This is a genomic window from Micromonospora sp. NBC_00821 (assembly GCF_036347035.1).
Taxonomy (GTDB): Bacteria; Actinomycetota; Actinomycetes; order Mycobacteriales; family Micromonosporaceae; genus Micromonospora; species Micromonospora hortensis.
Window position 1 is genome coordinate 4,771,917 of the sequence record NZ_CP108880.1, and the last position, 24,480, is coordinate 4,796,396.

Genomic DNA, 24,480 nt, shown 5'->3' on the forward strand with positions numbered 1-24,480 from the left:
GGGTGCACAGGTACTCATGACATTAGTCAGGTCCGCGCGCCGTAGACGGCGGCGCCCATGGGCTTGTCGACGTCGAGGTCCGTTACCGCGGCGACCCGGGCGATCATCATGTACTGCCCGATCACCATCAGGAGTTCGACCACCTCGCGCGGGGAGAGCAGCCCGGTGAGTGCGGCGGTGGTGTCGTCGGGCGGGCGGACGTCGCGGACGACCTCGGTGGTGAAACGCAGGACGATCCGCTGGTCTGACGTGAAACAGTCGTCCCCGATCTCGTCGCGCCCGAGCGCGTGGATCATCTCGTCCGTGGCGCCGGCGGAGCGGGCGATGGGCTCGTGCTGAGCCCACTCGTATGTGACGTCGCTCAACTGGGCGACTCGCAGGATCGCGATCTCGCGCAGCAGTGGGTCGAGGGCCAGGTCCTTGAGCAGCGTGCCGCCCCAGCGCATCCAGTCCGGAAACGCGGTCTCGGCGTGGGCCATGACGCGGAAGAAGCTCAGGGGACGCGCGGCCTGCAAAGCGTCGCGGACCGGTGGCGGGGCCTCGGCCGGGTTCACATATGGCAGGCGACTCATGGTTCCCCTTAGAAGCGGCAAATCGGGTGTCACGGACCATATCCGATCCTGGTTGCGCTCGCGGCGGATCCCGTTCGGCGAGACCGGCGGCGGTGTGCCGATGAGCATTCGTGCGCGACGAAGGCGCGGGTGAGCTGGGCAAATCCACGCTGATGCTCGTCGATGTTGCCAGAGCCGGCCCAGACGTGTTGGAATGGCTGATATCGCCGCAGCGCGGGGGCAACCGCGCTGGGAACGGCCAGCACGGGAGCATCGCAGCGCCGGCAGCGCGCCGCCTTGGCGGGCGCTCGCCTGGCGGATCGCCGGGCCATCTCTACGACGGCGGGGCACCTTGCCGGGCAATCATCCTCGCCCGCCGTCGGTAACCCCCGGCACGTGTCCCCCAACGGCTGACGCGCTCGACGCCCGACCCGACGGGGAGCGTCCGATTCGGCCTGCCAGCACCAGCACCGGCGACGAGGTGAGAAGCAATCATGATTTCCCGAGAGAACTTCGCGGGTTGGTACCGAAACCGCTTCGTGTGGGTGGCGGTGATCCTGCTGGTGGTATCGGCCGGCGCGGTCGTACTGGTCAACCGGGCCGATTCGGAGGCGAAGCCGGCGGATCTGCAGTCGCAGATCGTCGCCCGGATGCGTACCACGCTCGAACAGGCGGACCCGGGGCAGCACAACCACGCCGGACACGGCGCCCAGCAGGCGGCCACCACGGAGAAGCCGGCGGTGATCTGCGGGGTCCGCGTCTACGGCTACGAGCCGACCGAGGCCGCCGCGCTCGCCGATGTGCAGACGGTCTACGGCTTCCACCTCTGCGGGGTCGCCGAACAGAAGCGCCCCTGGGATGTGGCTGTCAAACTGGCCGGCCCCGTGATCATGGACATGTCCACCCAGCCTCCGGGCATCCAGGTGGTCGAGGCGACCGCCGAGGTCATGTTCACCGACCGGGTGCGGCAGATGCTCCCGCCCAAGTACGCGGATCTGGCGCTCAAGGAGGCGCTGTCCGAGTCGGAGATGGCCGACCAGCGCCGCCGATACGACGCCGCAGCCGGCCTGTGACCGCGCCAGGCGAACGGTGGCGCGGTCGTTACCCGCACCCGGATCCGAACCGGGCGGCTGCGGACACCCCGGTCAGCTCGATCCACATCCGACCATAGATAGATAACGGTTGATATTTAAGTCGTGAGATGCAACAGTTGGCTTGGGAGCGTTCCCATACCGATAAGTAGTCCCGAAGAGCGGAGGATGAACAGTGCGTTCACTCAAGTCCGATCGATCCGGCGGACGATCCCGGTCACCAGTCCGTCGGTCGCTGCGAGCATTCGTCATGGTGTTCGCCATCGTGGCCGGCATGCTGCCCTTCACCGGGGCAGCCCAGGCCCACGGCACGATCATCAACCCGATGAGTCGCGCCTACCAATGCTGGAAGGCGTGGGGCAACCAGCACATGAACCCCGCCATGCAGCAGCAGGACCCCATGTGTTGGCGGGCGTTCCAGGCCAACCCCGACACCATGTGGAACTGGATGAGCCAGCTGCGCGACGGCCTCGGCGGCCAGTACCAGGCCCGCACCCCGGACGGCCAACTGTGCAGCAACGCCCTGTCCAGGAACGACAGCGTGAACCAGCCCGGGGCGTGGAAGACGACCACCGTCAGCCGCAACCTGACGGTCCAGCTGTACGACCAGGCCAGCCACGGCGCTGACTACTTCCAGGTCTACGTCACCAAGCAGGGGTTCAACCCGTCCACCCAGAAGCTCGGATGGGGCAACCTCGACCTGATCACGACGACCGGGCGCTACGCGCCGGCGCAGAACATCTCGTTCAACGTCTCGCTCCCGTCGCGCAGCGGAAACCACATCCTGTTCGTGCTCTGGAGGGCGTCGCACCTCGACCAGACCTACATGTGGTGCAGCGACATCAACGTCACCTGATCGGCGGCACCAACAGCTACAGAACTATTCCGGCTCAGGGCGTCAACGCCCTGAGCCGGATTGGTTGTCTCAGGTGGAGGTCACGCGTCGGCTTCGAGAGCGAAGGTGTTGCCGTCCGGGTCCTGGAACCAGGCGATACGTCCGCCTCCGGCCCGCGCGGTAATCCCCTTGTCGTCGTGCTCGAACTGCTCGTAGCGAACGAACTCGACGCCGGACGAGGTGAGTTCGTCGACGATCTGGTCGATGTCGTCGACGTACCACGTCGCCACCGTCGCCGAGGTCTGCCCGGCAGTGACCGACTGGTACACGTTCAGCGCCGGCCCGCCACCGGAGCCATAGACGCGGCTACCGTCGGCGATGGTGGCGCTGGGGCCGGACCGCAACGCGCGCAGGCCCAGCGCGCCTTCGTAGAAGGCCACGGCCGTCTGAATGTCGGACACGGCGACAGAGGCTCTGAGGTGGTACGTACTCAAGGGCATGAACCACTCTGGCAGGTGCTCGACGAATCGGGGCGTCGAATCGGAGACCGTCAGGTCCGCGCCCTGCGGGCAACGCGGCAGAGCACCTGGGCAGTGGTTGTCAGCGACGACGGCTCTCGCCACCGCCCACCCGGGCGATGCCGACCGGGCCGTGCCACAGGCCGGGGATTCGCTGTTTCGGGGTGCGGTTGATCGCCGCACCCGACCACAGTGTGCAGAAGGTGCGAAAGTTGAAGGAAAGGCCGAATCCCGACAGATGCTTCGGATCGCCTCTACATAGGCTCTGAGCAGGGAATTCATCCCTGCACCGTCGCCAGAAACGGCGTCGGATTCCGCCGAGGAGTCCGTCGGTGCATCTGATCAAGGAAGTGCCTCTCATGCACCGTACGCTTCGCCGAGGGCTGCTCGTAGCCGCCACGATGATGGTCGCCAGCATCGGAATCACCGCGACGCCAGTAACCGCCGCCCCACCAAGCCACAGCACAGCAGCGAGCCTCCCGGCGCGCGGCCTGCCCTCGTTGGGCAATGGGACCTGCACCCTGCTGTGGGACCTGCTGAACGCCGGAGGCCGCAACGGGCTCATCGCCATCGGTCTCACCGCCAACCAGCAGCTGATCAAGTTCGCCGCCAACCGCCCCGCCCTCGCCTGCACCATCGGCACAGTCGACCTGCCCGGCAGCGAAGCGCTCATCGGCATCGACTTTCGCGTCCAGGACGGACGTCTCTACGGCGTCGGCAACAACGGCGGCGTCTACGCGCTGAACACGCGCACCGCGGCGGCCACGACGATCAGCCAACTGACCGTCGCGCTCAACGGCACGTCGTTCGGCGTCGATTTCAACCCCGCCGCCGACCGACTCCGCATCATCAGCGACACCGGCCAGAACCTGCGCCACAACATCAACCCCGGCGGCACGACACTTGTCGACGGCTCGCTCACCTACCCGCCCAGCACCGCCGCCGTCGGTGTCACCGCCGCGGCGTACACCAACAACGACCTCAACCCCGCCACCGCGACCACACTGTTCGACATCGACACCACACTCGACCAGGTTGCCCTGCAATCTCCCGCCAACTCCGGGCAACTGGTGGCCACCGGCGCACTCGGGGTCAACGCGACCCTCCAAGCTGGCTTCGACATCCACAGCCCGCTGAGTGGAGACCGCGCCGTGGGGAACAACGCCTGGGCCGTCCTCAACGGCATCGCCGGCTCCCGGCTGTACCGGGTCGACCTGCTCACCGGTGCGGCTCAGACGACCGGCGTGTTCAACGGGCACGTGGTTCTCGATCTCGCCCTGCTCCTGCGGCAGTGACCGGCCACCGCCGCGTCAGTCGAGGCGGATGCTTGCGAGGGCCAGTCGTTGGAAGGGCTCGGTCTCGTTCCACCGGCTGTCCCGTGTGATCCAGGACAGGCTGTAAGCGCGGGCCCTGCTGTCGTTGACCAGCAGCCGGCGGGCGTGCAGCCGCACCCCGCCGGCCTGGTCGCAGGTGTACTCCCACTCCGCCGCGCCACCGGGGCGGATGACCGGCCCGATGCTGATCTTCTGGTAGCCGGCCAGCGCCCCGGTGGTCAGCGCGTCGCGCTCGGCGGCCTCCCACCGCCTCGACGGTACGGAGGAAGCCGCGGCGGCGGGGTCGACGGCGATGACCCGCACCTCGGCGGGGTCGCGGAAGCACACCAGTGCGCCCTCGGTGTGCCGGGTCCATCTCTCGGGCACCGCCAGCAGAAACCCGGCGGGGTCCTGGTGCCACGCCCACCCGTTCGGCAGGGCGTACGGCAGCGGCGCGTCGGCCTCCCGCAGAGGCTCGGCCTCGCTGAAGGCGGCATCGTCAAGGCAGGGGTGGGCCGGCGGTGCCGTCGCGGTCGACTCCACCACGCCGGCGGCCGCACCGCCTGGTTCGGCCGCCGCAGTGCTGTCCTGGCCGCGCCAACCGCCGATCACGACGCCGGTTGCCGTGACGACGACGGCCACGACCCCCAGCAGGCCCACCACGGCGCCAGCGAACGCCCAGCCGGTCGTCCGATCGCGGGTAATGGGTGCCAGGACCGGAATGACCATAGTGGTGATCGCGTCCGCGGCGATCGGATGCGTCGGCGTGACGGCCCGGGGTCGACGGCGCGAGGTGGCGCGCACACGAGGCCAGCGGCGCGCTCGCGGCACCGGCACGGGCGTCGCAGCGGCCACCTGCTCCAGTTGGTCGCGGGCCTCCTGCGCGGAGAGACGTTGGCGGGGGTTGCGCAGCAGGAGACCGGTGATCGCGGGTTCGAGCGGCGCGACGGTCATCCGGTCCGGCGTCTCGGTGGCCAGGGCGGCGAGCATGGCCAGTGTCGACGGCCGGCTCCAGGGCGGGCGGCCCTCGGCGGCCAGGTAGAGCGTCGCGCCGAGGGCCCACAGGTCGGTGGCGGGCGTGGCCCTGCCGTCGCGGGCCCGCTCCGGCGCGGTGTAGTGGACCGTCGACAGGCTCGCCGTGGTGACGGTCGCCGGATCCCGGGTGTCGAAGATCGACAGACCGAATCCGCCGAGCACGACCCGCCCATCGTCGGCAAGCAGCACGTTGTGCGGCCGGACCTCCCGATGCGTCACGCCCCTCGCGTGGGCGGCACTCAGTGCGGCGATCAGGTGCAGGCCGACGCGCGCCACCTCGGCCGGTGCCAGCGGACCATCGGTGGCAACCACCTCGGACAGGGACCGGGAGGGCACGTGCTCCATGACGAGCCACAGATATCCGTCGGTGCTCAGCACGTCCCACACCCCGAGCACGCCTGGATGATCCAGACCGGCCAGGCCGCGCGCCTCTGCGAGCGTGCCGTTCCGCAGCCGGGACCGCTCGGCGTCGCTCACCCATCCCGGCAGGGCGATCTGCTGGAGCGCGACGTGCCGGTCGAGCACCTCGTCGCGTGCCAGCCAGACTCGTCCCGGGGTCGCCGCGTCCCCGATCAGCAGGAGCCTGCGGTACCGGCCGGCGAGCAACTCGTCATCCATGCGAGTGATTCGGAGCAGTCCGCCGCCCGGATGGGTGGGTTGACCAGATGCACCAGGGGTCGGGCAGCGGACCGGGCTGGGCCGGCCACCGGTGTGACGGCGTCCGGCCCAGCCCGGTCTCAGCTCAGCCCGACCGTACCCACGATCAGCGTGGGGGCGACCGAACCACCGACGGGCTCGTTGGACACCCCGAACGTGCCCGCCTCGCCGACCGGACCGATGACAGTGGTCGACGCCCTGTCCCCCTCGGCGAGCTGTCCCACCTTGCGGGGCTCGCTACCACGGATGAGCCAGAGCTCGTAGATCCGCCCCGCACCGGGCGCGGGCAGGTCGCGCAGCAGCACCACACCCCGGTCGCGGTCACGGGAGACCACCACCGTGGCGGCACCACCGGGCGGCAGCGACCGCTCGAACACCCGGGCGTCCGGGGCGTCCAGGACGGCGGCGATCTGCCGGGCCTGCTCGCTGCTGGCCTGCTCGTCGCTGATCCGATCGTTGCTGACGGTCCAGGTGACCGCGCTCGCCCCACCGGCGACGAGGACGGCTGCGGCGGCGGCCACTGTGAGCCGTCGCCACCTGCCCGCCTGCCGTCCGCCGCTGGCGCCCGCGCCCTCGACGCGCAGCTGCGGGGTCCGGGCCGCCTGGGCGAGGGTCCGCTCCCGCAGACCCGGCGGGGTCGCCTCGATGACGGTGTCGTCGGCGAGGCGTGCGACGGTTTCCCGCAACTCGGCCACCTCGACGCGGCACGGCTCGCACTCGGCCAGGTGCCGCTCGAACGCAGCCCGCTCGACATCGTCGACCGCGTCCAGGACGTACGCACCAGCGAGGGTGTGAACATCGGCGCTCATGCCCGTCCCTCCATCTCGATGCCCAGGCAGTCGCGCATCCGGATCAGTCCGTCGCGCATCCGCGTCTTCACCGTCGGCAGCGGCGTCTGCAACTTCTCGGCGACCTCTCGGTACGTGTGACCGCCGTAGTAGGCCAGCGTCACCGACTCCCGCTGCACCGGCGTCAACCGGCCGAGGCACCGGCGGACCTGTTCCCGCTCCAACCGGGCGGTGACATCCTCGACCACCTCGTCGTACGGGACGTGTGCCTCGGTGGCGGCGACCTGCTGGGTGCGGTTGATGTGGGCCTGTTCGGAGCGCACCCGGTCCACCGCGCGGCGGTGCGCCATGGTCAGGATCCACGCCGAGGCGGAGCCCCGCCCGGCGTCGAAGCGACCGGCGGTGCGCCACACCTCGACCATCACCTCCTGCGTCACCTCCTCCGCCTGCGCCGGATCGCGTACGACCCGCCGGGCCAGCCCGAGGACCCGGCCCGCCATGGCGTCGTACAGCGTGGCGAACGCCGCCTCGTCACCCCGCGCCACCCGTGGCAGCAGCTCGTCGGCGTTCGGCGGGGTCGCGGTGTCCGGCGGCACCGAACGCAACCGCCGCCCCTGTTCCGGGTCACCGCTCATTCTCGGCATGTCCTCTCCTGTGCTGTCGGCGGCTCCGGTGTGCCGCCGCACTCGTGTCTAGGCGGGATGAGCGTGGGCGAGGCGCGCGTAGACGATGACATTGTCGCGGTAGTGCTGGGTGGTGTCGTCGAACTCGCCGCCGCAGGTGATCAGGCGTAGCGCCGCGTGGTCGGTCGCCCCGTACACCTCAGCGGTGGGGAAGCGGTCCTTGGGATGCTGCTCGACCTTGGTGACGGTGAACATCGCGGTGCTGCCGTCCTGACGGTCGACGGTGATCCCGGCGCCGACGGGCAGCTTGCCCAGGTCGAAGAACGTCCCGCGCCGGCCCTTCCAGTCGACGTGCCCGGCCAGCACGGCCGGGCCGAGAGCGCCGGGCGTCGGCGCCTTGGTGAACCAGCCCACGTCGGTGGCGCTGTCGGGAACCTGCATCGCACCGTCCGCCCGCAGGCCAAGGGCGACGATGGCGGCGGTGGCCTTCAGCGACGGGATCGACACCCGCGTCGGCGGTGAGCCGGCCATCAGCGGTCCCGAGGTCAGCTCACCCGGCCCGCTCGCCTGGGCAGGCGACGCGTTCGCGGCTGGTGCCGCAGCGGACGCGTCGGGTCCGGGTGGGTCGCCGCCCCGGTCGGCGACTGCGACACCGATCGTCAGGGCCGCCGTCGCGGTGAGGATGCCGGCCGTCGCCAGGAGCGCGCGGCGCCCCCGGCGACGGCCGGCCGGCACTGGTGCGTCACCGGTGTCCATCACGATCGCCGCCGGCTCAGCTCTCGCCGGCTAGCCGGCGTCGCGCGACGACCGCACCGGCGGCCCCGAGCAACGCGAGGCCACCCACGGCGTAGATCATCATCGGCGATCCGCCGGAGGTGCTGCCGTCGCCGGTGGCGACACCCCCAGCGGGTACGGAGCCGGCGGCCGCGCCGCTGACCATGCCGCACGTCGCGGGGTCGGTGGCCTCTGCGGGGATGCCGTTGACGCCCACGGACTTGGCGAACATCGACTCCCCGAGCGCTTCCATGTCGTATTTGCCGTTCTTGTTGGCGTCGATGCCGTGCTGCACGAGGTGCAGGTCCTTCAGGTGCGCGATCGTGCCCTGGGGCAGGTCCGCGGCGGGGATGGTGCGCTCGTAGCTGAGGTTGCCCTTCGCGTCGGCGGTCGGCATCCGGTCCACCGCCAGGCCGCTGGCCTTTGTCGTGTCTCCGGTGGTGGTCAACGAGATGAAGATGTCCCCGTACATCTTGAGGCCCTCTTCGGTGCTGACGTAGCCGTTGCCGTTGGCGTCGGCGGACTTGTCCGGGCAGTGGAAGTCCATGCCGTTCGCCGCGCCGTGCACGTGCTGGGCGTGCGGCGAGTTCGGCGTCATGCCCTTCGAGCGGATCATGACCTTCAGGTCACCGCCGCTGGTGGCAGTCAACGTGGCGGTACCGGTCGCGCCGGTCTCGTTGAGGTCCTGCAACTGGACCTGCACGCTCTCGTCGGCGTGCGCGACGCCCGGAAACGCGAGGACCAGCGCGGCGGCGGGCACGGCGAGCAGGGCTCGGGACAATCTCACAACGAATCTCCGTCTCCGCCTGGGTACGGCGTCGATGCTCAGGTGCTGTCATGGGGGATTCGTCGCCTCCCGTCCACCGGATTGGTCCGGGCCCGGATTCTTTTCCGGCCCGGACGGCGACCCGTCGGGCGCACCAGGTCAGGTGATGGTGACGGTGGTGCTGTGCCAGCCGGTCGCGCCGTCCGGGAAGGGCGCGGCCCGTTCGTCGGTCTGGGTGGCGCCGGTGGCATCGGTGGCCCGTACGCGCAGTGTGTGACTGCCGGAGGTGGCGTCCCAGCGGTAGGTCCACTGCCGCCACAGGTCCGGCGATGGGCCGTCGGCGAGGCGGGCCTGCCGCCACGGCCCGTCGTCGATCTGCACCTCGACGGCGGTGATCCCGCGCCGTTGCGCCCAGGCGACACCGGCGATCATGACCGGGCCGGCGCGCCGTTTGGCGAAGGGTTTCGGAGTGTCGATGCGGGATGCGGTCTTGACGGGCGCCTCGGCGGCCCACCCGCGCTGCACCCAGTAAGGATCGAACGCGTCGAAGGTGGTCACCCGCATGGAGGTGAGCCACTTGCAGGCACCGACGTAGCCATAGAGACCGGGGACGAGCATGCGGACGGGAAAGCCGTGCTCCAGGGGCAGGGGTTCGCCGTTCATGGCCACTGCCAACAGCGCGTCGCGGCCGTCGAGGATCGCCTCGAGCGGAGTGCCGATGGTCATGCCCTCCACGGAACGGCTGACGAGCTGGTTCTGCCCGGCGCGGATGCCCGCCTCGCGGAGCAACGGCGCCAGGGGGATCCCCGTCCAACGGGCGGTGCCGATGTAGGGTCCGCCGACCTCGTTGGAGACGCAGTTGAGGGTGATGTCGCGCTCCACCAGGCCACGGGCGAGCAGGTCATCGAAGGTCCAGGTACGGGGCCGGTCGACCGCTCCATCCACTGTCAGTCGCCAGGTTTCCACGTCGACCTGCGGGACGGTGAGGGCGGTGTCGACGCGGTAGAAGTCCCGGTTGGGGGTGAGGAACGCCGGGACCCCGTCCACGCCAACCGCGACGCCGCCGGGTAGCGGCGGCGCAGGTCGCGCCGGCGGCGGTATGCGAACGGCCGCTCGGGAACGGGCACCTGCGGCGCTGCGACGACCGACAGCCTGACCGATGGTTGCTGTGGTCCCGGCGGTGACCGCTGCCCCCGCCGCCGCGGCCAGGAACTGGCGGCGGTCGAGCAGCCGGGGCCGACCCGAGCCAGGAACCGGGACCGTCCCAGCGGCGCGCGCCATCACCAGCATCGCTGCCGTCCCGATGCCGGCGCCCGCCAGGACCGGCAGGACGTCCACGTATGTCGCCGTCGGGCGGGACAGGGCGGCGGCGACACCGACGGCAGCGAACGCGCCAAGGCCCGCCAGACCGTACCGGCGTCGTCGTAACGTCGCCGCGCCGAGCAGGACCGCGCTCAGGGCCAGCAGGGTGTAGACACCAGCGAGCAGGGCGACCTTGTCGTTGGCGCCGAAGGTGCGGATGGCGAATGCCTTGACCGGTTGCGGTGCCAGGTCGACAGCGACACTGCCGACTGCCAGCACCGGGTCGGCGGCCGGATCGACCAGTGCCGCGACGAGGTGCGCCACGCCGAGGGTGACCCCGGCGCTCAGCACGCCGACGACGAGGCCGCGGGCGGCGGTCATGCTTCGGGACGGCCCCGACCGGCGAGTCGCCGGTCGGGGCTCGATGGTGGTGGACATCCTCAGCTCTTGGGCATCAGGACACTGTCAACGATGTACACGGTGGCGTTGGCCGTCGAGACGTTCCCGCAGACCACCATCGAGGTGCCGTCGACGGAGAACGACGTGCCACTACCGGTCACCGTGACGTCGTCGCCCTGCAACGTCTTGTGGGTGCCGGCCAGGGTGTCCGGGGACAGCTGGGTCGTCACCACGTGGTAGGTGAGGATCTTCTTCAGCATGGCGTCGTCGGCCAGAACCTTGTCCAGGTCGGCCTTCGGGATCTTGGCGAACGCGTCGTTGGTCGGCGCGAACACCGTGACGCCCTGCGCGCCGTTGAGCGAGTCCACCAGGTTGGCCTTCTTCACCGCCGTCACCAGCGTCGACAACAGCGGATTGCCGGACGCGGCGGTGGCCACCGGCACCTTCGCCATCGCCTCGAAACTTCCCGGGTTGGACGCGTCGGTCGGCACCGCCGCGCACCCCGAGCCGAACTGACCAGACATCATCATCGACGGCGAGGCCGAGGCCATCGGTGCGCTGGCGGACGTGCTCGGCGCGCCGCTGGCGGTGTCCTCGCTGTCGGTACCGCCGCAGGCGGACAGGGCCAGCACGGCGATTACGCCGACCGTGGCAAACAGGCGCCGCTTCATACGAACTCCTCAGATGCTTGTACTCGATTGCTGCTGTCATGAGGCATTCGAGGCCGCCCCGCAGACGGATGGGTACAAGATCGGGAATTGTTTGCCGCCACCGATGACGAGCGCCCCGTCGGGGCAGGTCGACGGACCCATGGTCGGCCCGAGCGGACGTGGGGCCTACCCCTGCGAGAGCCCGTCGCCCGCAGTGGCGGTACGCAGCTCCTTGAGCACGTACGTGGCGGCCTTCTCGACGACGCGGATGCCCTCTTTCTGGCTCACGTGATGATCGGAGAGCACGGCGATGAGCCAGTCGTGACGGGCCTCGACGATCCGTCCGATGCTGTTGACCAGCCAGCGGCCGCCGTCGACATCAGCGGTGTCCCAGCCGTTCTTGACGTACGCGGAACGGCTGCCCGGCTCCCGCGCGGCGGTGACTCCCCACCGCTGCTCGGGGATCACCTTCTTCATGAGGCCCATGACGAAGGTACGGTCCTGCGGGGTCAGCGGTCCCGTCGGTGACGTGAGCGCGGTCAGCAGACGGAGTTGGTCGGCGACAGTTGTCGTGGTGAGTCCCCACTGCGAGTTGGGCTTCGTCTCACGCAGACCGAGCGCGCGGTTCGCGGCGGTGAGGCCGCGCGAGCCATCGATCCGCTGCCACAGGGCGACCGCCGCATCGTTGTCACTGGACACGATCATGGCCTCGGCCAACCGCCGGGTGTCAGAACTCAGGGCCTTTCCCGGCGGGTTCTGGCGCAGCAGAAGGGCCGCGAGGATGTTGACCTTGACGATGCTGGCGGTCTCGAACCGTTTGGCGCCGACCGTCACCGCAGCCGTTCCTTGTCGATCCAGTGCCGCGACCGCCAGGTGGCCGTCGTATCGCTGCACGTAGGCCTTGATGCGCGTTCTCGCCTCCTCGATCCGGTCGATGGCCGGCGTCGTGGGGATCGGGCTGGTAGGCGATGGGCCGTGCGATGGTCCGACTCCGTCGCCGTCGCCACCGCGCGTGGCACCGAAGGCGGCCGTCCCGACGCCGGCCAGCGACATGGCGACCGCGGAGACGACCCACCGTCGCGGCAACTGCCGCCCTTTCCGCTCAACCAAGGCGGGCCACCGCCCTCGCCGCGATCTCGTCCACCGCGGCCTGGCTGCCCGGATCGGGCAGGCGGATCGTCGAGACCGTCTCGCCTCGTTTCAGCATCACGAAGTACGTGATGGTGTTCGGGATCTCCGCATGCGCGATGCGACCTCGAACGAGCATGCCGGTGCCCTCCAGATAATGCGGATCGACGACGTCGAACGAGACCTGCGATCCGAGGACCGGGTAGCTGGCGCACCGCAGGAGGACCCGACGGACGTCATCGACATTCCGCTCGGCCCACCCAGGTTCGTACGTCTCCACGACGTGGTGGGCCGGCGGCGAGCCGTCAGACGGCCGGTAGTAGCGCTGCACGGCAGCGCGCCGATGCGACTTGGCCGGGTAGTCGCTGCTCTTGTATTTGGGGCAGCTGTCCTGCTCCCACGGCCAGGACGCCAGACCGGTTCGCGCCTCGTCCTCATGCCAGTCCGCTCCCAGATCTCCCGCCCCCAGCAGCGGGCTCCGGTCGCCCCGTTCCGCGTTTGCGGTGTGCAGCTCGTCGGGGGCGACACCGGGCTCCCCCCGATGGCACCCTGCGGCAATCAGCATCAACGCCGACAGGACCGCCGGCACGACCGCGACCGAACCTCGGCCTCTGCCGCGAATCCGGCCTCGGCTCGTCCTGCTACTCGATACGGACACCGAAAACCTCCCCCAGACGCAGGTACTTGGCCACCGCAGGTGGCGCCTCAGCCGACGACGCGCGGCGGCACGTTCGTCGCCGCCGCAGCACCGACCCGGCGGTTACCGGCCGACGGTCCGACCCCATCGGGGATCCGCCGCACCCCGGCCGCAGGCGGGACCGGTCAATGGCGCTCCTCGGCGAACAGCTCGGAACGGGTCTCGCCGAGCAACTCACGCAGGCGGTTGAGGGAGCGCATGCTCTGGCTCTTGACGACGGCAGTGGAGACGCCCACAACCTCGGCGGTTGTCTCCACGCTCAGGTCGTCCCAGTAGCGCAGGACGATGATCGCCCGGTCCCGCAACGGCAAGGTGGCGACCGCGTCCAGCAACGTCATGCGCAGCTCGGCCGGATGTTCCTCGCCCCGCTCCGGCGGCGCCGACATCGCCAACTCCCGGCTGGAGCGACGCCGTTGCTGGTCGATCATGCAGCGCAGCAGTATCTTGCGCGCGTACGCGTGGGGGTCGTCGGCCCGGCGGACCCGCCTCCAGTTGGCGTACACCTTGGCCAGCGTCGTCTGGGTGAGGTCCTGGGCGAGATGCCAGTCGCGGCACATCAGGAACGCCGCGTCGCGCAGGCGGCCAACGGTCGCCTGCGCGAACTCCACGAAGTCTTCGTCAGCCATTCGACCGGGCCAGCTTCGGGAACCTCTTGGTCCCGTTGACGACGTACTCGGCCGGCAGCGTCGTCCCCCAGTTCGGGTTCGCGGCGACCTCGATCGCCTCCTTCACGGAGAGGACGGGCGGTGCCGGCAAAGTCCCCTTGGCGTCCCAGACCAGACAGGTGGAGATCATGAGATCGACCTGGAGGCCGGCGTGGTGGTGCACGGTGACCGTCTGGGTCTGCACGCAGTTGTCGGGTACTTCGGTCAGCTCCACCGTTCCCGGGGCGGGGTCGCCGCCGAGGCGGTCCCGGTAGATGGAGAGCCGCAGCATGCCCGGTCCATCGCCTCGGTCCAGGTAGAGCTGGACGTACGGCATGCCGGGGCCTGCCCCGCTGCTCTCCAGACTCGTGTAACCGCTGGTCTTCCCCTTGGGCAGCAGCCTGGTCAGCAGTTCCAGGGCACCCTGCGGTGTGGTGGTCAGCAGTTCACCCTCCGGTCCTGCCCCGATCCTCACAGTGTCGATCACCGTGGTCGAGGGAGTCGGCGGCGCTGGCCGAAAGGGGTCTCTCTCAGTGCCCGCTTCGAACCCGGCCGGAGCACCACCGGAGGATCCAGCCGGGGACGGCGTGGTGGGGTCGACCGATCCGCCCGGCAAGCCCACGTTCGCCCCGCCGGGCTGACCGGCGTCATCCGCTCCGACGCCGATTGGGCCGGCGGCCAGGCCGATCACGAGCAGCACCGCCAACGCCGATCCGCCGGCGCCGAACTGGGCCCGGCGGCGCTGGCGGCGCAGTCGGCGGCCCTGCGCAACCGACTGCTGGACCAGGTCACCCAACGGCGGTGCAGGGTGTCGGGCCAGGTCGTCCCTGAAACGCCCACGCACGTCGCCCATGTCCCGTATTCCTCCTCGGCCGACCGCCCCGGTGGCGATCCGTCACTGACCTGACGGGTTGACCCGCCGATTTGGTTACCGAACATCGGCGCGAACTTTCCGCAAACGCGTCGGCGGAACGCGGTGCTTCAGTACGTGTGCGGCCACCTTCGTAGCGTCACGCTCCGCTTGTGTGAGCGGTGAGGCACAACCCGCAGACCGTCCTAGGAGGTTAGGTCGACGCTCTTCGGCGATCCGGGCGTGCGATTGACCGTCGTCGAACCGGTTCCATAAGATGACCATCGATGAGGATCGCGGGTTGGAGTCGCGCCACACCAGCCGAGGCGGCAGCGCTGGCAGCACTCTTCCAGCGCGCCGAGGGGGTCGCCCCGATCGGCCTGGAGCAGCGCGCCGAGGACGTCCGAAATCGACTGGCCACTCTCGGGCCGGACAGCGCCGGACGTACCCGAGTCGGCCGCGATGACACCGGCGGCGTCGCCGCGTACGGCGAGGTCGCCGACATGGGAACAGCTGACGACGTGCTCCGGATTCGCCTGACCACCGTGTTTCATCCCGACCTTGCCGACGACGTCCGCGCAGAGCTGCACCACTGGCTCGTCGACCAGGCGAAGCAGTTACGGGATGACCGGGGATCGGCACAGGCCGTCCTCGGTATCCGGTGTGCCGAGAACGACCGGGCCGGCCGCGAGCGGCTGATCCGTGGCGGCTTCGCGCTGGTCCGACACGAACGGGACCTCGTCCTGGCGGTGCCTGATGAGCCGCCGGCTCCCGCGCTTCCGCCCGGTCTGGTGCTGACACCCGTCGACGAGCGCTACGACGAGCTGGCCCGGCTGGCCCACAATGAGGCCTACGCCGACAGTCCGGCAGCGGTTCGACCAGACCAACGCACCTGGCCCCAGCACGCGACCGGACATCCGCGGTTCCTGCCCGACCTCTCCTGCCTGGCGCTCGCCGAGGCCGACCGAAGCGACAACCCGGTGGCCGCCTTCCTCTTCGCGCTCGCCGACGGCAGCACCGACACACCGACGGCGATTCTGCACTGTCTGGGCACCCGAGCACCCTGGCGCCGCAGCGGCCTGGCCACTGCGATGATCTCGCGGGTCCTGCACCGCGCCAGCTCAGCCGGCGTCAGACAACTACGACTCAAGGTCACCGACAGCAATCAACCCGCTCTGACGCTCTACCGGAAACTGGGTTTCGTGGAGTCGGGGCAAGGGTTCGCGGTGCTGATGCGGCAGCTCACCCCCGAGGCCGACGAGCAGCCGTAAGCCAAGCGGTTCGTCGGCGCGCGCTCTGCGCCGCGTACGCGGAATGTTCCGCCATTCGCCACAGCGCGTGGAGCCCGCCGACGCGTACGTCCAGCTTGTCGCCTCCGAGCCGGTCCACCGCGCAACGCCCGGTCGACCAGCCACCGTGCGCGGGCCTCCAATCCCGCCGCCCAGATCCGTAACAGGCCCGAAACTACCGGTTGAAAACTCTGGAATTTTCTGCCAGCCTGAGAGGCATCGACAAGTGTGAACGTTAACAAGATCCGTTAGGACTGGAGGCGCTCCACGCGACCGTCGGGCCCACCCACCTGCCAGGTGACCACGTCCACCACCGAAAGAGCGCAACGCCCCCAACCACCCCCGACGGGCGACCGGGCCTACTTGCCACCGCTCCTTTATCCGCTGGCCAGGAAGCCCCGATCCGACTCGCATCCGGTCTGATGCCTGACCTGGGCTCCGGCCCGCTCGGGCGGACTCACCATCGTGCCCGCCGCCATCCGGTGGGACCTCCCAACGAAACAGCGACAGGAATCTCTTACCCCACCACAGGAGGATCAGCATGGTTCCCCGAACCCGTCCCATCGGGCGCGCCCGACTGCGAACGCTCACATTTTCCGGAACGGCCGCGATAATTCTGGCCCTAGTCGTGGCACTGCTGCCCAACCTGGCCCAGGCCGCCGAGACGACCCTCGGTGCCGCCGCAGCGCAGTCCGGCCGGTACTTCGGTGCCGCCGTCGCCGCCAACAAACTCAACGACAGCGCCTACACGACGATCCTGAACCGCGAGTTCAACAGCGTCACCCCCGAGAACGAAATGAAGATCGACGCGACCGAGCCGCAGCAGAACAACTTCACCTTCGGCAACGCGGACCGGATCGTGAACCACGCCATCTCCCGGGGTTGGAAGGTCCGCGGCCACACCCTGGCCTGGTACTCGCAGCAGCCGGGCTGGATGCAGAGCATGGAGGGCACCGCGCTGCGCAACGCGATGCTGAACCACGTCACCCGGGTGGCCAGCTACTACCGAGGCAAGATCGACTCGTGGGATGTGGTGAACGAGGCGTTCGAGGACGGCAACAGCGGCGCCCGCCGCAACTCGAACCTCCAGCGCACCGGCAACGACTGGATCGAGGCGGCGTTCCGCGCGGCCGACGCGGCGGACCCGAACGCGAAGCTCTGCTACAACGACTACAACACCGACAACTGGACCTGGGCCAAGACGCAGGCCGTCTACAACATGGTGCGCGACTTCAAGTCTCGTGGGGTGCCGATCGACTGCGTCGGCTTCCAGTCGCACTTCAACGCCAACTCGCCGTACAACAGCAACTACCGCACCACCCTGTCCAGCTTCGCCGCCCTCGGGGTGGACGTGCAGGTCACCGAGTTGGACATCGAGGGATCCGGCACGACGCAGGCCAACACCTACCGCAGTGTGGTCAACGACTGCCTTGCCGTGGCGCGCTGCAACGGGCTCACCGTGTGGGGGGTGCGCGACTGCGACTCGTGGCGCTCCGGTGGCACTCCGCTGCTCTTCGAGTGCAACGGCACCAAGAAGGCCGCCTACACCTCCACCTTGGAGGCGCTGAACAGCGCGGGCCCCACCAACCCGCCCACCGACCCACCCACCGACCCGCCCACCAACCCGCCCGGCTCCGCCAGCGAGATCGTCGGCACGCAGTCGGGCCGGTGTGTCGATGTGCCCAACGCCTCGACCAGCAACGGCACCCGGGTGCAGCTCTACGACTGCAACAAGCAGACCAACCAGGCATGGACCTACACCTCGGGCAAACAGCTACAGGTGTACGGGAACATGTGCCTCGACGCCGCGGGGACCGGCAACGGTGCGGCGGTGCAGATCTACAGCTGTCACAGCCAGACCAACCAGCAGTGGAACGTCAACTCCAACGGCACCATCAGCAATGTGCAGTCCGGACGATGCCTGGACGCCTGGAGCACCGCCAACGGTGCCCAGATCCAGCTCTACGACTGCCACGGACAGACCAACCAGCAGTTCCGGCTCGCCGGCTCGGGTGGCGGCTCGACCCCGACGCCGACCCCGACGACGCCGCCGCCGACCGGCGGCACGTGTGACCTTCCGTCGTCGTACCGCTGGTCGTCGTCGGGTGCGCTGGCGCAGCCGAGGTCCGGGTGGGTGTCGCTGAAGGACTTCACCGTCGCGCCGTACAACGGCCAGCAGCTCGTCTACGCCACCACCCACGACACCGGCACCACGTGGGGCTCGATGAACTTTGGCCTCTTCAGCAACTACTCGCAGATGGGCTCGGCCAGCCAGAACGCGATGAACTCGGCGACCGTCGCACCGTCGCTGTTCTACTTCGCGCCGCGCAACATCTGGGTGCTGGCCTACCAGTGGGGCGGCCCGGCCTTCTCGTACCGGACCTCCAGCGACCCGACCAACCCGAACGGGTGGTCGTCGCCGCAGACGCTGTTCAGCGGCAGCATCTCCAACTCCAGCACCGGTCCGATCGACCAGGCGCTCATCGGTGACGACCAGAACATGTACCTGTTCTTCGCCGGGGACAACGGCCGGATCTACCGGGCCAGCATGCCCATCGGGAACTTCCCGGGCAGCTTCGGCTCCAATTACACGACAATCATGACCGACACGACTAACAACCTCTTCGAGGCCGTTCAGGTCTACAAGCTCCAGGGCCTGAACAAGTACCTGATGATCGTCGAGGCGATCGGTTCGCAGGGCCGGTACTTCCGTTCCTTCACGGCCACCAGCCTGGGTGGTACGTGGACGCCGCAGGCCACGTCGGAGAGCAACCCGTTCGCCGGCAAGGCGAACAGCGGCGCCACCTGGACCAACGACATCAGTCACGGCGAACTGATCCGCAGCAACGCCGATCAGACCATGACCGTTGACGCCTGCAACCTGCAACTGCTCTACCAGGGGCGTTCTCCCAGCTCCGGCGGCGACTACGGCCTGCTGCCGTACCGGCCGGGTCTGCTGACGCTGCAACGCTGACGACCGGACAACGCCGGGGCGGGCAGGCTCGGCACCACGCCGGGCCCGCCCGCCCCGCACCCATCCACCACCACCAGGAGGTAGCGATAGTGCGAGGACACGGGCACCACCCCCCGCCCGCGGGCAACACCCACACCGAGCGAGTGTCCCCCCGTCTTCGGGGACGGCTGTTCAAGCTCGCCGCGGCCGGGATCGCCGCCGCGGTCGGGTTGCTCACCATCACCGTGGCGACCGGATCGGCGTCGGCCGCCGACAACCCGTACCAGCGGGGCCCGGACCCCACCCGGACCAGCGTCACCGCCGTGAACGGCCCCTTCGCCAACACGTCGGTCAGCGTCCCGACCGGGTACGGCTTCAACGGCGGCCGGATCTACTACCCGACCGACACCAGCCAGGGCACCTTCGGGGCCATCGCGATCTCGCCGGGCTACACCGCGTTGTTCTCCGCCGAGCTGGCCTGGATGGGACCGTGGCTGGCGTCGCACGGCTTCGTCGTGATCGGCATCGAGACCAACAGCCGCAACGACTTCGACACTGCCCGAGGCACCCAACTGCTCGCCGCACTGGACTACCTCACGCAGCAGAGTCCCGTACGTGACCGGGTCGACCCCAACCGGTTAGCGGTCGCCGGTCACTCGATGGGCGGCGGTGGCGCGCTGAGTGCGGCCACCCGACGCTCGTCCTTGAAGGCCGTGGTCGGCATCGCGCCGTACTCGCCGTCGTCGAACCTGGCCAACGACCGGGTGCCCACCATGATCTTCTCTGGGCAGGCGGACACGGTGGTCACCCCGTCCTACGCCACCGGCCTGTACAACAGCCTCCCGGCCACGACGGAGAGCGTCTACCTGGAGGTCGCCGGTGCGGATCATGGCTTCATGGTCGGACGGTCGAACCCGGTGATGGTCCGGACCATGCTGCCGTTCGTCAAGATGTTCATCGACAACGACACCCGGTACAGCCAGTTCCTCTGTCCCCTGCTGGACTCCAGTGGCGTGGTCACCTACCGCAGCACCTGCCCGTTGCTGCCCTCGACGCCGACCGATCCGCCGACCGATCCGCCAACCCCCACCGATCCGCCGACCGTTCCGCCCGGCTCCGCCAGCGAGATCGTCGGCACGCAGTCCGGCCGGTGCGTCGACGTACCCAACGCCTCACGGAACAACGGCACCAGGGTCCAGCTCTACGGCTGCAACAAACAGACCAACCAGGCATGGACCTACACGTCGACCAAACAACTGCAGGTGTACGGCACCATGTGCCTCGACGCCGCCGGGACCGGCAACGGCGCCGCAGTGCAGATCTACAGCTGCCACAGCCAGACCAACCAACAGTGGAACGTCAACTCCAACGGCACCATCAGCAACGTCCAGTCCGGACGATGCCTCGACGCCTGGAGCACCGCCAACGGCGCCCAGATCCAGCTCTACGACTGCCACGGACAGACCAACCAACAGTTCAGGCTCGCGCCGCTCGCAGGCTGATCGCGGCCGAGTTCGCACAGCACCTGTTCGGGGGTCTGCGGATGGACCAGCGGCAGGGCGAGATCCCGCACACCTGAAACGGGCGGACCCGGCGTCGCGCCGGGTCCGCCCGCATCACGTCGCCGAGGTGCGGCGACGCCTGGCGTCTCGCACCAGCGTCAGGGCGATGACGAGAAGGCCGAGCAGGGCGACGACGGCATTGGCGGTTGTGAGGGCCACCTTCTCGCCAGGGGTGGCGTGGTGCAGATGGGTCAGGTGGAAGAAGAAGTGGGGTATGGCGAAGGTGGAGAACGCCGCCGCGGCGGGGATGGTGAAAACGGCCCGAGGTGCGACGAGCGCTATGCCGAGGACGACGGCCAGGCCGAGGGTGGCTCCGCCGAAGTCTCGCGCGTAGTGCTCGCTGAACGGCGGGGTGAGGCTGACGGTCGGGAAGTTGTTGTAGAAGCTTTCGGGGAAGACCTGGTTCCAGAACCCGACAACGAGTTCGTCGAGGAAGAGGACGGCCAGGGCGATCCGGATCAACGCGGTCAGCGCGGTGTCGCGCCCGTCTGTTGACGTTGCCCGCGGTGCGGCGGGGGTGGGTGACCGGCCCTCGTTCACCGGGTCCGCCCAGCGTCGTTCCGCGCTGCCGGGCTCGCCAGCCACTGGTCGAAGGTTTGTCTGCCGCGCGGACCGGGGCCGGTGGGCAGCAGGCCGTTTCCGGCCATGGCTCGACCGGTCGCTCCCGGAAGTCGGACGGGCAGGACAAGGCGGTGACTCCCGCGGGTGCGGAGCAGGCGGCGGGCCATGGCAGACATGCGCAACTGTTGCGGGCCGGCGATGTCGGGCGCGCGGCCGGCCGGTTCTGCCAGGGCGAGGTCGACGAGACAGTTGGCGACGTCGTGGGCCGCGATCGGCTGCATGAGCATCTGGGGCACCACCGCGATCGGGCCGGGAATGGTGGCGAGCATCTGCGCGGCCAACTCGTAGAACTGCGTCGAGCGGAGCACCGTCGCGGGTACCGCACCGCCCAGGACGAGGCTCTCCTGGCGTCGTTTGCCCGCGTAGTAACCCCAATTGACCCGGTCGGCGCCGACGACCGACAGTGCGACGTGGTGCCGCACCCCGGCGCGCTGGCCTGCGGCGAGCAGGTTCGTCGTCGCCGCGCCGAAGAAGCTTTCCGACTTCTTCCGGTTGATCGTCGACACGTTGCTGACGTCGATCACGACCGGCACGCCGGTCAGCGCCTCGTCCAGCCCGGAACCGCGGATCAGGTCCACGCCCGTGGAGCGGGCGAGGATGACCGGCTCGTGGCCGGCGGACCGTACGGCGTGAACGACGAGATGTCCGACGCCGCCGGTCCCGCCGGCTACCGCGATACGCACTGAGCTACCTCCCGATCCGCGTTCGCCGTAACGCCGCGCTGGCGGGTGGCCCGGACCCGGGGCCGGGTGAGAGGGGGATGAGCCGCTGTGATGTCACCGTTCTACCTTTCCGAGACTTCTTGTTCACGACATAGACCGCGCAATAGCCCTAAAGGGTGGAACCTTCGCCTGGGTCGGTGCGCTTGCTGGCGGCGTAGACACCACGGGAGAGCGTCATGATCGCGAGGAGGAGACCCAGTACCGCTGCACCCGAGGCGGCGTACAACGCGACGACGCCGCCGTGCGTGAGACGGGCCCGAAGCGGATTCGCCGCTGCGGCCGCCGCAGCCGCCGCTCCCACTGTGAACTCCGCGGTGCCGGCCACCGGGTGTCCGTCGGTGAAGGTCGCTCGCCAACTGATCTCGTACCAGCCGTCAGGCATATCCGCTCTCACCTGATGGCGCAGCGTCGCCCCGTGGACAACCGGCCGACCGCCTGTCCAGTCCGTCCCCGTGTGGTCCGTCACCGTGACACTGCTGTCGGACGTGATCTCGCCGGCGAACACCACCTCGACCCGTTGCGGGGCCTTCGCGAGCCTGGCACCGGCGGTCGGCGTGATCGAATGCGTCGCGCCGTGCGCGAACGCGGGCGCGGGCGTGACCGCCAGCGGGAAACCGGCAGCGAGCGCGACCGTGACGATCAATCTGATGCTAGGACGAATGCGAGACGCCCGACCGGTGTCTGACGTGTCGGTCACGCGAGCCGCAGTGCTTCTCTTCATGGCGTGCTCCCCTCCGCCGCGAACGACCGCGGCGTCTGCGAACAGGACCGAGCGGCCCCCCGATTCGTGACAGCAGAGGTCGCGGCCGGGGCCCTGTGTCACGAATCGGAGACCTGCTCGGTCCGTACCTGGTGACACTCGCCCACCACCGGTACAGCGCAAGGAGCGACGATCATGACCGCCATCATCCGCATCGCACTGGCAATCGTGTTTCTCGACAATTTCGTGGTCGGGGCCTGGAACGCGATCTGGCCGGCCAGCTTCTACGCGAACTTCCCGACAGTGGATCTCACGCCGCCGTTCAGCGAGCACTACGCGCGGGACTTCGGTACGGCATCACTGGCGATCGCCCTGCTGCTGGGCATCGCGGCGGTCAAACCCAAGGCCCACTTCGTCATCCCCGCCGCGGCTGCCTATTCGGTCTTCGCGCTCCCCCATTTCTTCTATCACCTCACGAACATGCAGGGGGCGACAGTAGGTGAGGCGATCCTCCTCACCACCGCAAACGCGGCCGTGGCGCTCATCGGCCTGGTGATCATCTTGCTGACGGCGCTACGCGACCGTTCGGCCGCTCGGCGCGACCTCGCCTCGGCTCGGGCCGCCCACTGAACCTGCTGCGTCAACCACTGGGAGAGCCGATGGTTCCCGAACCCCTCCGGCCACTTCGGCCAAACGCGCTACCCAGCGCGTTCTGCGTCGTCGTCGCCGAACGACGCCTCCTCAAGAACCTCGCGTACCAGCTGCTGGGTTCAGTCGACGTCGCTGAACACGCGGTACAAGCGACGTACACCGTCTGGTACACGATGCCGGACGACGAACAGGATGGCATCGACAGTCCCTTTACCTGGCTCGTCGGCACGCTCGTGCAGGTCTGTATCGGTCTGCTCACATCGTCGCCGACCCAAGCCGCTGGCCAGAACACCGCTCAAGTGCTGTAGTACGGCCCCGCAAGGGGTACCTGTGTGGCTGGCGCTCAACAGACAGCAGCGATATCGGCGGCAGTGCGAATTCAGGGATAGGGGCGACGAGGCGGCCATGGCAGGGCAAGGAAAAGGCGGGGCACTGGTCGACGCGTTGGCGGTGTTCGACGCGGTCCGTCCACGGCTCTTCGGCATCGCCTACCGGATGCTCGGCAGCGTCGCCGAGGCGGAGGACATCGTGCAGGAAGCCTGGCTCCGGTGGCAGCAGACCGAACGCAGCCAGGTACGGGACCCGGTCGGGTTCATGGTCACGACGACTTCTCGGCTCGCCCTGAACGCCGCGACGTCGGCCCGCGCCCGCCGCGAGCTGTATCCCGGACCGTGGCTGCCCGAGCCCGTCGACACCTCCGCCGACCCGACACTCCAGGCCGAACGCAACGAGTCACTCGAACTCGCCGTGCTACTCCTGTTGGAACGGCTCACCCCGGCCGAGCGGGCGGTGTACGTGCTGCGGGAGGCGTTCGACTACCCATTCCGGCGGATCGGCGAGGTACTCGACGTCAGCGAGGCGTACGCACGACAGCTCGGCCACCGCGCCCGCACGCACCTGGCCCGGCAGCGGCGCGAACCGGTCGGCCACGCCGACCGCGACCGCCTGCTGTATGCCTTTCTCGCCGCGGCCCGCTCCGGTGAGTTGGCCCAGCTCGAGGAACTGCTCGCCGAAACAGCCATCTCCTACGCCGACGGCGGCGGCGCCGTCCGGGCCGCCCAGCTACCCGTCGTCGGACGTGACAACGTCGCGCGTTACATCCTGGGACTGATCCGGAAGTTCGGCCGCGACCTCTCACCGGAGATCGTCGAGTCCAACGGCCACGCCGCGATCCTCGTCTCGCGGCCCGGGGCAACTGTCGCTCTGGTCACCATCGACGCCTCACCAGCCGGGATCGAACGAGTGTTGATCGTCCTCAACCCGCAGAAACTAGCCCAGTTCCAGCGGTGACAGTCGGCACCGGCGCCTGGCGACGCGTGGTTCGTCGACGGCACGTACGTCGAGGTCGGTGGTCTGGCGCC

25 protein-coding genes are annotated in these 24,480 nt (G+C 69.1%); 9 read left to right on the forward strand and 16 right to left on the reverse strand.

Translation table 11 applies throughout. The annotated features are described in order from the left end of the window. Positions 1-26: 26 nt before the first annotated feature. Complete coding sequence (locus OHB44_RS21815; protein ID WP_330438053.1) at positions 27-572, reverse strand: carboxymuconolactone decarboxylase family protein; 546 nt, start codon at positions 570-572, stop codon at positions 27-29. A 473-nt stretch (positions 573-1,045) separates the two neighbouring features. On the opposite strand from OHB44_RS21815, the gene OHB44_RS21820 reads away from it, so the two are divergent. Further along, positions 1,046-1,624, forward strand: coding sequence for a hypothetical protein (locus OHB44_RS21820; RefSeq protein WP_330438055.1), 579 nt, complete (start codon positions 1,046-1,048; stop codon positions 1,622-1,624). Between the two features lie 268 nt (positions 1,625-1,892). Further along, positions 1,893-2,498, forward strand: coding sequence for a lytic polysaccharide monooxygenase auxiliary activity family 9 protein (locus OHB44_RS21825; RefSeq protein WP_238680842.1), 606 nt, complete (start codon positions 1,893-1,895; stop codon positions 2,496-2,498). 80 nt (positions 2,499-2,578) lie between these two features. Here the strand turns inward: OHB44_RS21825 and OHB44_RS21830 are convergent, their stop codons facing one another. Next, the gene (locus OHB44_RS21830; RefSeq protein ID WP_238689872.1) at positions 2,579-2,938 is read right to left on the reverse strand and encodes a VOC family protein; all 360 of its coding nucleotides are present in this window, start codon (positions 2,936-2,938) and stop codon (positions 2,579-2,581) included. Between the two features lie 416 nt (positions 2,939-3,354). Between OHB44_RS21830 and OHB44_RS21835 the strand changes: the two genes are divergently transcribed. Continuing rightward, entirely contained in the window at positions 3,355-4,290 is a 936-nt protein-coding gene (locus tag OHB44_RS21835; RefSeq protein ID WP_238684152.1) for a DUF4394 domain-containing protein, read from the forward strand. 15 nt (positions 4,291-4,305) lie between these two features. On the opposite strand, the gene OHB44_RS21840 is transcribed toward OHB44_RS21835, so the two are convergent. The 11 genes from OHB44_RS21840 to OHB44_RS21890 all read right to left on the reverse strand — a co-directional run bounded on the left by OHB44_RS21840 (position 4,306) and on the right by OHB44_RS21890 (position 14,624). Further along, positions 4,306-5,961, reverse strand: coding sequence for a serine/threonine-protein kinase (locus OHB44_RS21840; protein WP_238684153.1), 1,656 nt, complete (start codon positions 5,959-5,961; stop codon positions 4,306-4,308). A 119-nt stretch (positions 5,962-6,080) separates the two neighbouring features. Continuing rightward, positions 6,081-6,809: an anti-sigma factor gene (locus OHB44_RS21845; protein WP_238684154.1), complete on the reverse strand. Its 729-nt coding sequence runs from the start codon at positions 6,807-6,809 to the stop codon at positions 6,081-6,083. Beyond that, positions 6,806-7,432: a sigma-70 family RNA polymerase sigma factor gene (locus OHB44_RS21850; RefSeq protein WP_238684155.1), complete on the reverse strand. Its 627-nt coding sequence runs from the start codon at positions 7,430-7,432 to the stop codon at positions 6,806-6,808. Before OHB44_RS21850 ends, OHB44_RS21845 begins: the two co-directional genes overlap by 4 nt. A 48-nt stretch (positions 7,433-7,480) precedes the next feature. Continuing rightward, positions 7,481-8,167 carry a class F sortase gene (locus tag OHB44_RS21855; RefSeq protein ID WP_238684156.1) on the reverse strand — a complete coding sequence of 229 codons (687 nt, stop codon included), beginning with the start codon at positions 8,165-8,167 and terminating at the stop codon, positions 7,481-7,483. A 16-nt stretch (positions 8,168-8,183) separates the two neighbouring features. Further along, on the reverse strand, positions 8,184-8,972 hold the full coding sequence (locus tag OHB44_RS21860) for a hypothetical protein (protein WP_238684157.1): 789 nt from the start codon (positions 8,970-8,972) through the stop codon (positions 8,184-8,186). A gap of 138 nt (positions 8,973-9,110) precedes the next feature. Beyond that, on the reverse strand, positions 9,111-10,691 hold the full coding sequence (locus tag OHB44_RS21865; RefSeq protein ID WP_372488301.1) for a molybdopterin-dependent oxidoreductase: 1,581 nt from the start codon (positions 10,689-10,691) through the stop codon (positions 9,111-9,113). A gap of 2 nt (positions 10,692-10,693) precedes the next feature. After that, entirely contained in the window at positions 10,694-11,323 is a 630-nt protein-coding gene (locus OHB44_RS21870; protein WP_238684158.1) for a fasciclin domain-containing protein, read from the reverse strand. Positions 11,324-11,488: 165 nt separating this feature from the next. Then, the gene (locus OHB44_RS21875) at positions 11,489-12,412 is read right to left on the reverse strand and encodes a serine hydrolase (protein WP_330438058.1); all 924 of its coding nucleotides are present in this window, start codon (positions 12,410-12,412) and stop codon (positions 11,489-11,491) included. After that, entirely contained in the window at positions 12,405-13,019 is a 615-nt protein-coding gene (locus OHB44_RS21880; RefSeq protein ID WP_330438059.1) for a hypothetical protein, read from the reverse strand. The genes OHB44_RS21875 and OHB44_RS21880 overlap by 8 nt, the downstream gene beginning before the upstream one ends. Positions 13,020-13,252: 233 nt before the next feature. Further along, complete coding sequence (locus OHB44_RS21885; RefSeq protein ID WP_112639157.1) at positions 13,253-13,753, reverse strand: SigE family RNA polymerase sigma factor; 501 nt, start codon at positions 13,751-13,753, stop codon at positions 13,253-13,255. Then, positions 13,746-14,624, reverse strand: a complete 879-nt coding sequence (locus OHB44_RS21890) for a hypothetical protein (RefSeq protein ID WP_330438062.1) — start codon at positions 14,622-14,624, stop codon at positions 13,746-13,748. The genes OHB44_RS21885 and OHB44_RS21890 overlap by 8 nt, the downstream gene beginning before the upstream one ends. Positions 14,625-14,908: 284 nt before the next feature. Here OHB44_RS21890 and OHB44_RS21895 point away from each other — a divergent pair, with 284 nt between their 5' ends. The 3 genes from OHB44_RS21895 (at position 14,909) to OHB44_RS21905 (ending at position 20,365) form a co-directional block, all read left to right on the forward strand. Then, entirely contained in the window at positions 14,909-15,892 is a 984-nt protein-coding gene (locus OHB44_RS21895; RefSeq protein ID WP_330438063.1) for a GNAT family N-acetyltransferase, read from the forward strand. A gap of 652 nt (positions 15,893-16,544) precedes the next feature. Next, entirely contained in the window at positions 16,545-18,884 is a 2,340-nt protein-coding gene (locus OHB44_RS21900) for a non-reducing end alpha-L-arabinofuranosidase family hydrolase (RefSeq protein WP_442932707.1), read from the forward strand. A gap of 143 nt (positions 18,885-19,027) precedes the next feature. After that, positions 19,028-20,365 (forward strand): poly(ethylene terephthalate) hydrolase family protein, encoded by a 1,338-nt coding sequence (locus OHB44_RS21905; RefSeq protein WP_238684163.1) that lies wholly within the window; start codon positions 19,028-19,030, stop codon positions 20,363-20,365. Positions 20,366-20,479: 114 nt separating this feature from the next. Here the strand turns inward: OHB44_RS21905 and OHB44_RS21910 are convergent, their stop codons facing one another. The 3 genes from OHB44_RS21910 to OHB44_RS21920 form a co-directional block, all read right to left on the reverse strand. Further along, positions 20,480-21,010: a hypothetical protein gene (locus OHB44_RS21910; RefSeq protein ID WP_330438066.1), complete on the reverse strand. Its 531-nt coding sequence runs from the start codon at positions 21,008-21,010 to the stop codon at positions 20,480-20,482. Continuing rightward, entirely contained in the window at positions 20,962-21,729 is a 768-nt protein-coding gene (locus tag OHB44_RS21915; RefSeq protein WP_330438067.1) for an SDR family oxidoreductase, read from the reverse strand. Before OHB44_RS21915 ends, OHB44_RS21910 begins: the two co-directional genes overlap by 49 nt. A gap of 148 nt (positions 21,730-21,877) precedes the next feature. Continuing rightward, a complete protein-coding gene (locus tag OHB44_RS21920) occupies positions 21,878-22,411 on the reverse strand; it encodes a copper resistance CopC family protein (protein WP_330438069.1) in 534 nt (177 codons plus the stop codon). A 252-nt stretch (positions 22,412-22,663) separates the two neighbouring features. Between OHB44_RS21920 and OHB44_RS21925 the strand changes: the two genes are divergently transcribed. The 3 genes from OHB44_RS21925 (at position 22,664) to sigJ (ending at position 24,409) form a co-directional block, all read left to right on the forward strand. Beyond that, on the forward strand, positions 22,664-23,098 hold the full coding sequence (locus OHB44_RS21925) for a hypothetical protein (protein WP_238684167.1): 435 nt from the start codon (positions 22,664-22,666) through the stop codon (positions 23,096-23,098). 29 nt (positions 23,099-23,127) lie between these two features. Continuing rightward, positions 23,128-23,427 (forward strand): sigma factor, encoded by a 300-nt coding sequence (locus tag OHB44_RS21930; RefSeq protein WP_330438070.1) that lies wholly within the window; start codon positions 23,128-23,130, stop codon positions 23,425-23,427. 97 nt (positions 23,428-23,524) lie between these two features. Further along, positions 23,525-24,409 carry an RNA polymerase sigma factor SigJ gene (gene sigJ, locus OHB44_RS21935; protein ID WP_330438071.1) on the forward strand — a complete coding sequence of 295 codons (885 nt, stop codon included), beginning with the start codon at positions 23,525-23,527 and terminating at the stop codon, positions 24,407-24,409. Positions 24,410-24,480: the final 71 nt, after the last annotated feature.

Bases quoted from the DNA above. Each gene is read 5' to 3' on its own strand.
- OHB44_RS21865 (WP_372488301.1), bottom strand. From the start codon at position 10,691: ATGTCCACCACCATCGAGCCCCGACCGGCGACTCGCCGGTCGGGGCCG.
- OHB44_RS21850 (WP_238684155.1), bottom strand. From the start codon at position 7,432: ATGCCGAGAATGAGCGGTGACCCGGAACAGGGGCGGCGGTTGCGTTCG.
- OHB44_RS21815 (WP_330438053.1), bottom strand. From the start codon at position 572: ATGAGTCGCCTGCCATATGTGAACCCGGCCGAGGCCCCGCCACCGGTC.
- OHB44_RS21840 (WP_238684153.1), bottom strand. From the start codon at position 5,961: ATGGATGACGAGTTGCTCGCCGGCCGGTACCGCAGGCTCCTGCTGATC.
- OHB44_RS21925 (WP_238684167.1), top strand. From the start codon at position 22,664: ATGACCGCCATCATCCGCATCGCACTGGCAATCGTGTTTCTCGACAAT.
- OHB44_RS21825 (WP_238680842.1), top strand. From the start codon at position 1,893: ATGGTGTTCGCCATCGTGGCCGGCATGCTGCCCTTCACCGGGGCAGCC.
- OHB44_RS21845 (WP_238684154.1), bottom strand. From the start codon at position 6,809: ATGAGCGCCGATGTTCACACCCTCGCTGGTGCGTACGTCCTGGACGCG.
- OHB44_RS21885 (WP_112639157.1), bottom strand. From the start codon at position 13,753: ATGGCTGACGAAGACTTCGTGGAGTTCGCGCAGGCGACCGTTGGCCGC.
- OHB44_RS21870 (WP_238684158.1), bottom strand. From the start codon at position 11,323: ATGAAGCGGCGCCTGTTTGCCACGGTCGGCGTAATCGCCGTGCTGGCC.
- OHB44_RS21930 (WP_330438070.1), top strand. From the start codon at position 23,128: ATGGTTCCCGAACCCCTCCGGCCACTTCGGCCAAACGCGCTACCCAGC.
- OHB44_RS21895 (WP_330438063.1), top strand. From the start codon at position 14,909: ATGAGGATCGCGGGTTGGAGTCGCGCCACACCAGCCGAGGCGGCAGCG.
- OHB44_RS21835 (WP_238684152.1), top strand. From the start codon at position 3,355: ATGCACCGTACGCTTCGCCGAGGGCTGCTCGTAGCCGCCACGATGATG.
- OHB44_RS21820 (WP_330438055.1), top strand. From the start codon at position 1,046: ATGATTTCCCGAGAGAACTTCGCGGGTTGGTACCGAAACCGCTTCGTG.
- OHB44_RS21855 (WP_238684156.1), bottom strand. From the start codon at position 8,167: ATGGACACCGGTGACGCACCAGTGCCGGCCGGCCGTCGCCGGGGGCGC.
- OHB44_RS21890 (WP_330438062.1), bottom strand. From the start codon at position 14,624: ATGGGCGACGTGCGTGGGCGTTTCAGGGACGACCTGGCCCGACACCCT.
- sigJ (WP_330438071.1), top strand. From the start codon at position 23,525: ATGGCAGGGCAAGGAAAAGGCGGGGCACTGGTCGACGCGTTGGCGGTG.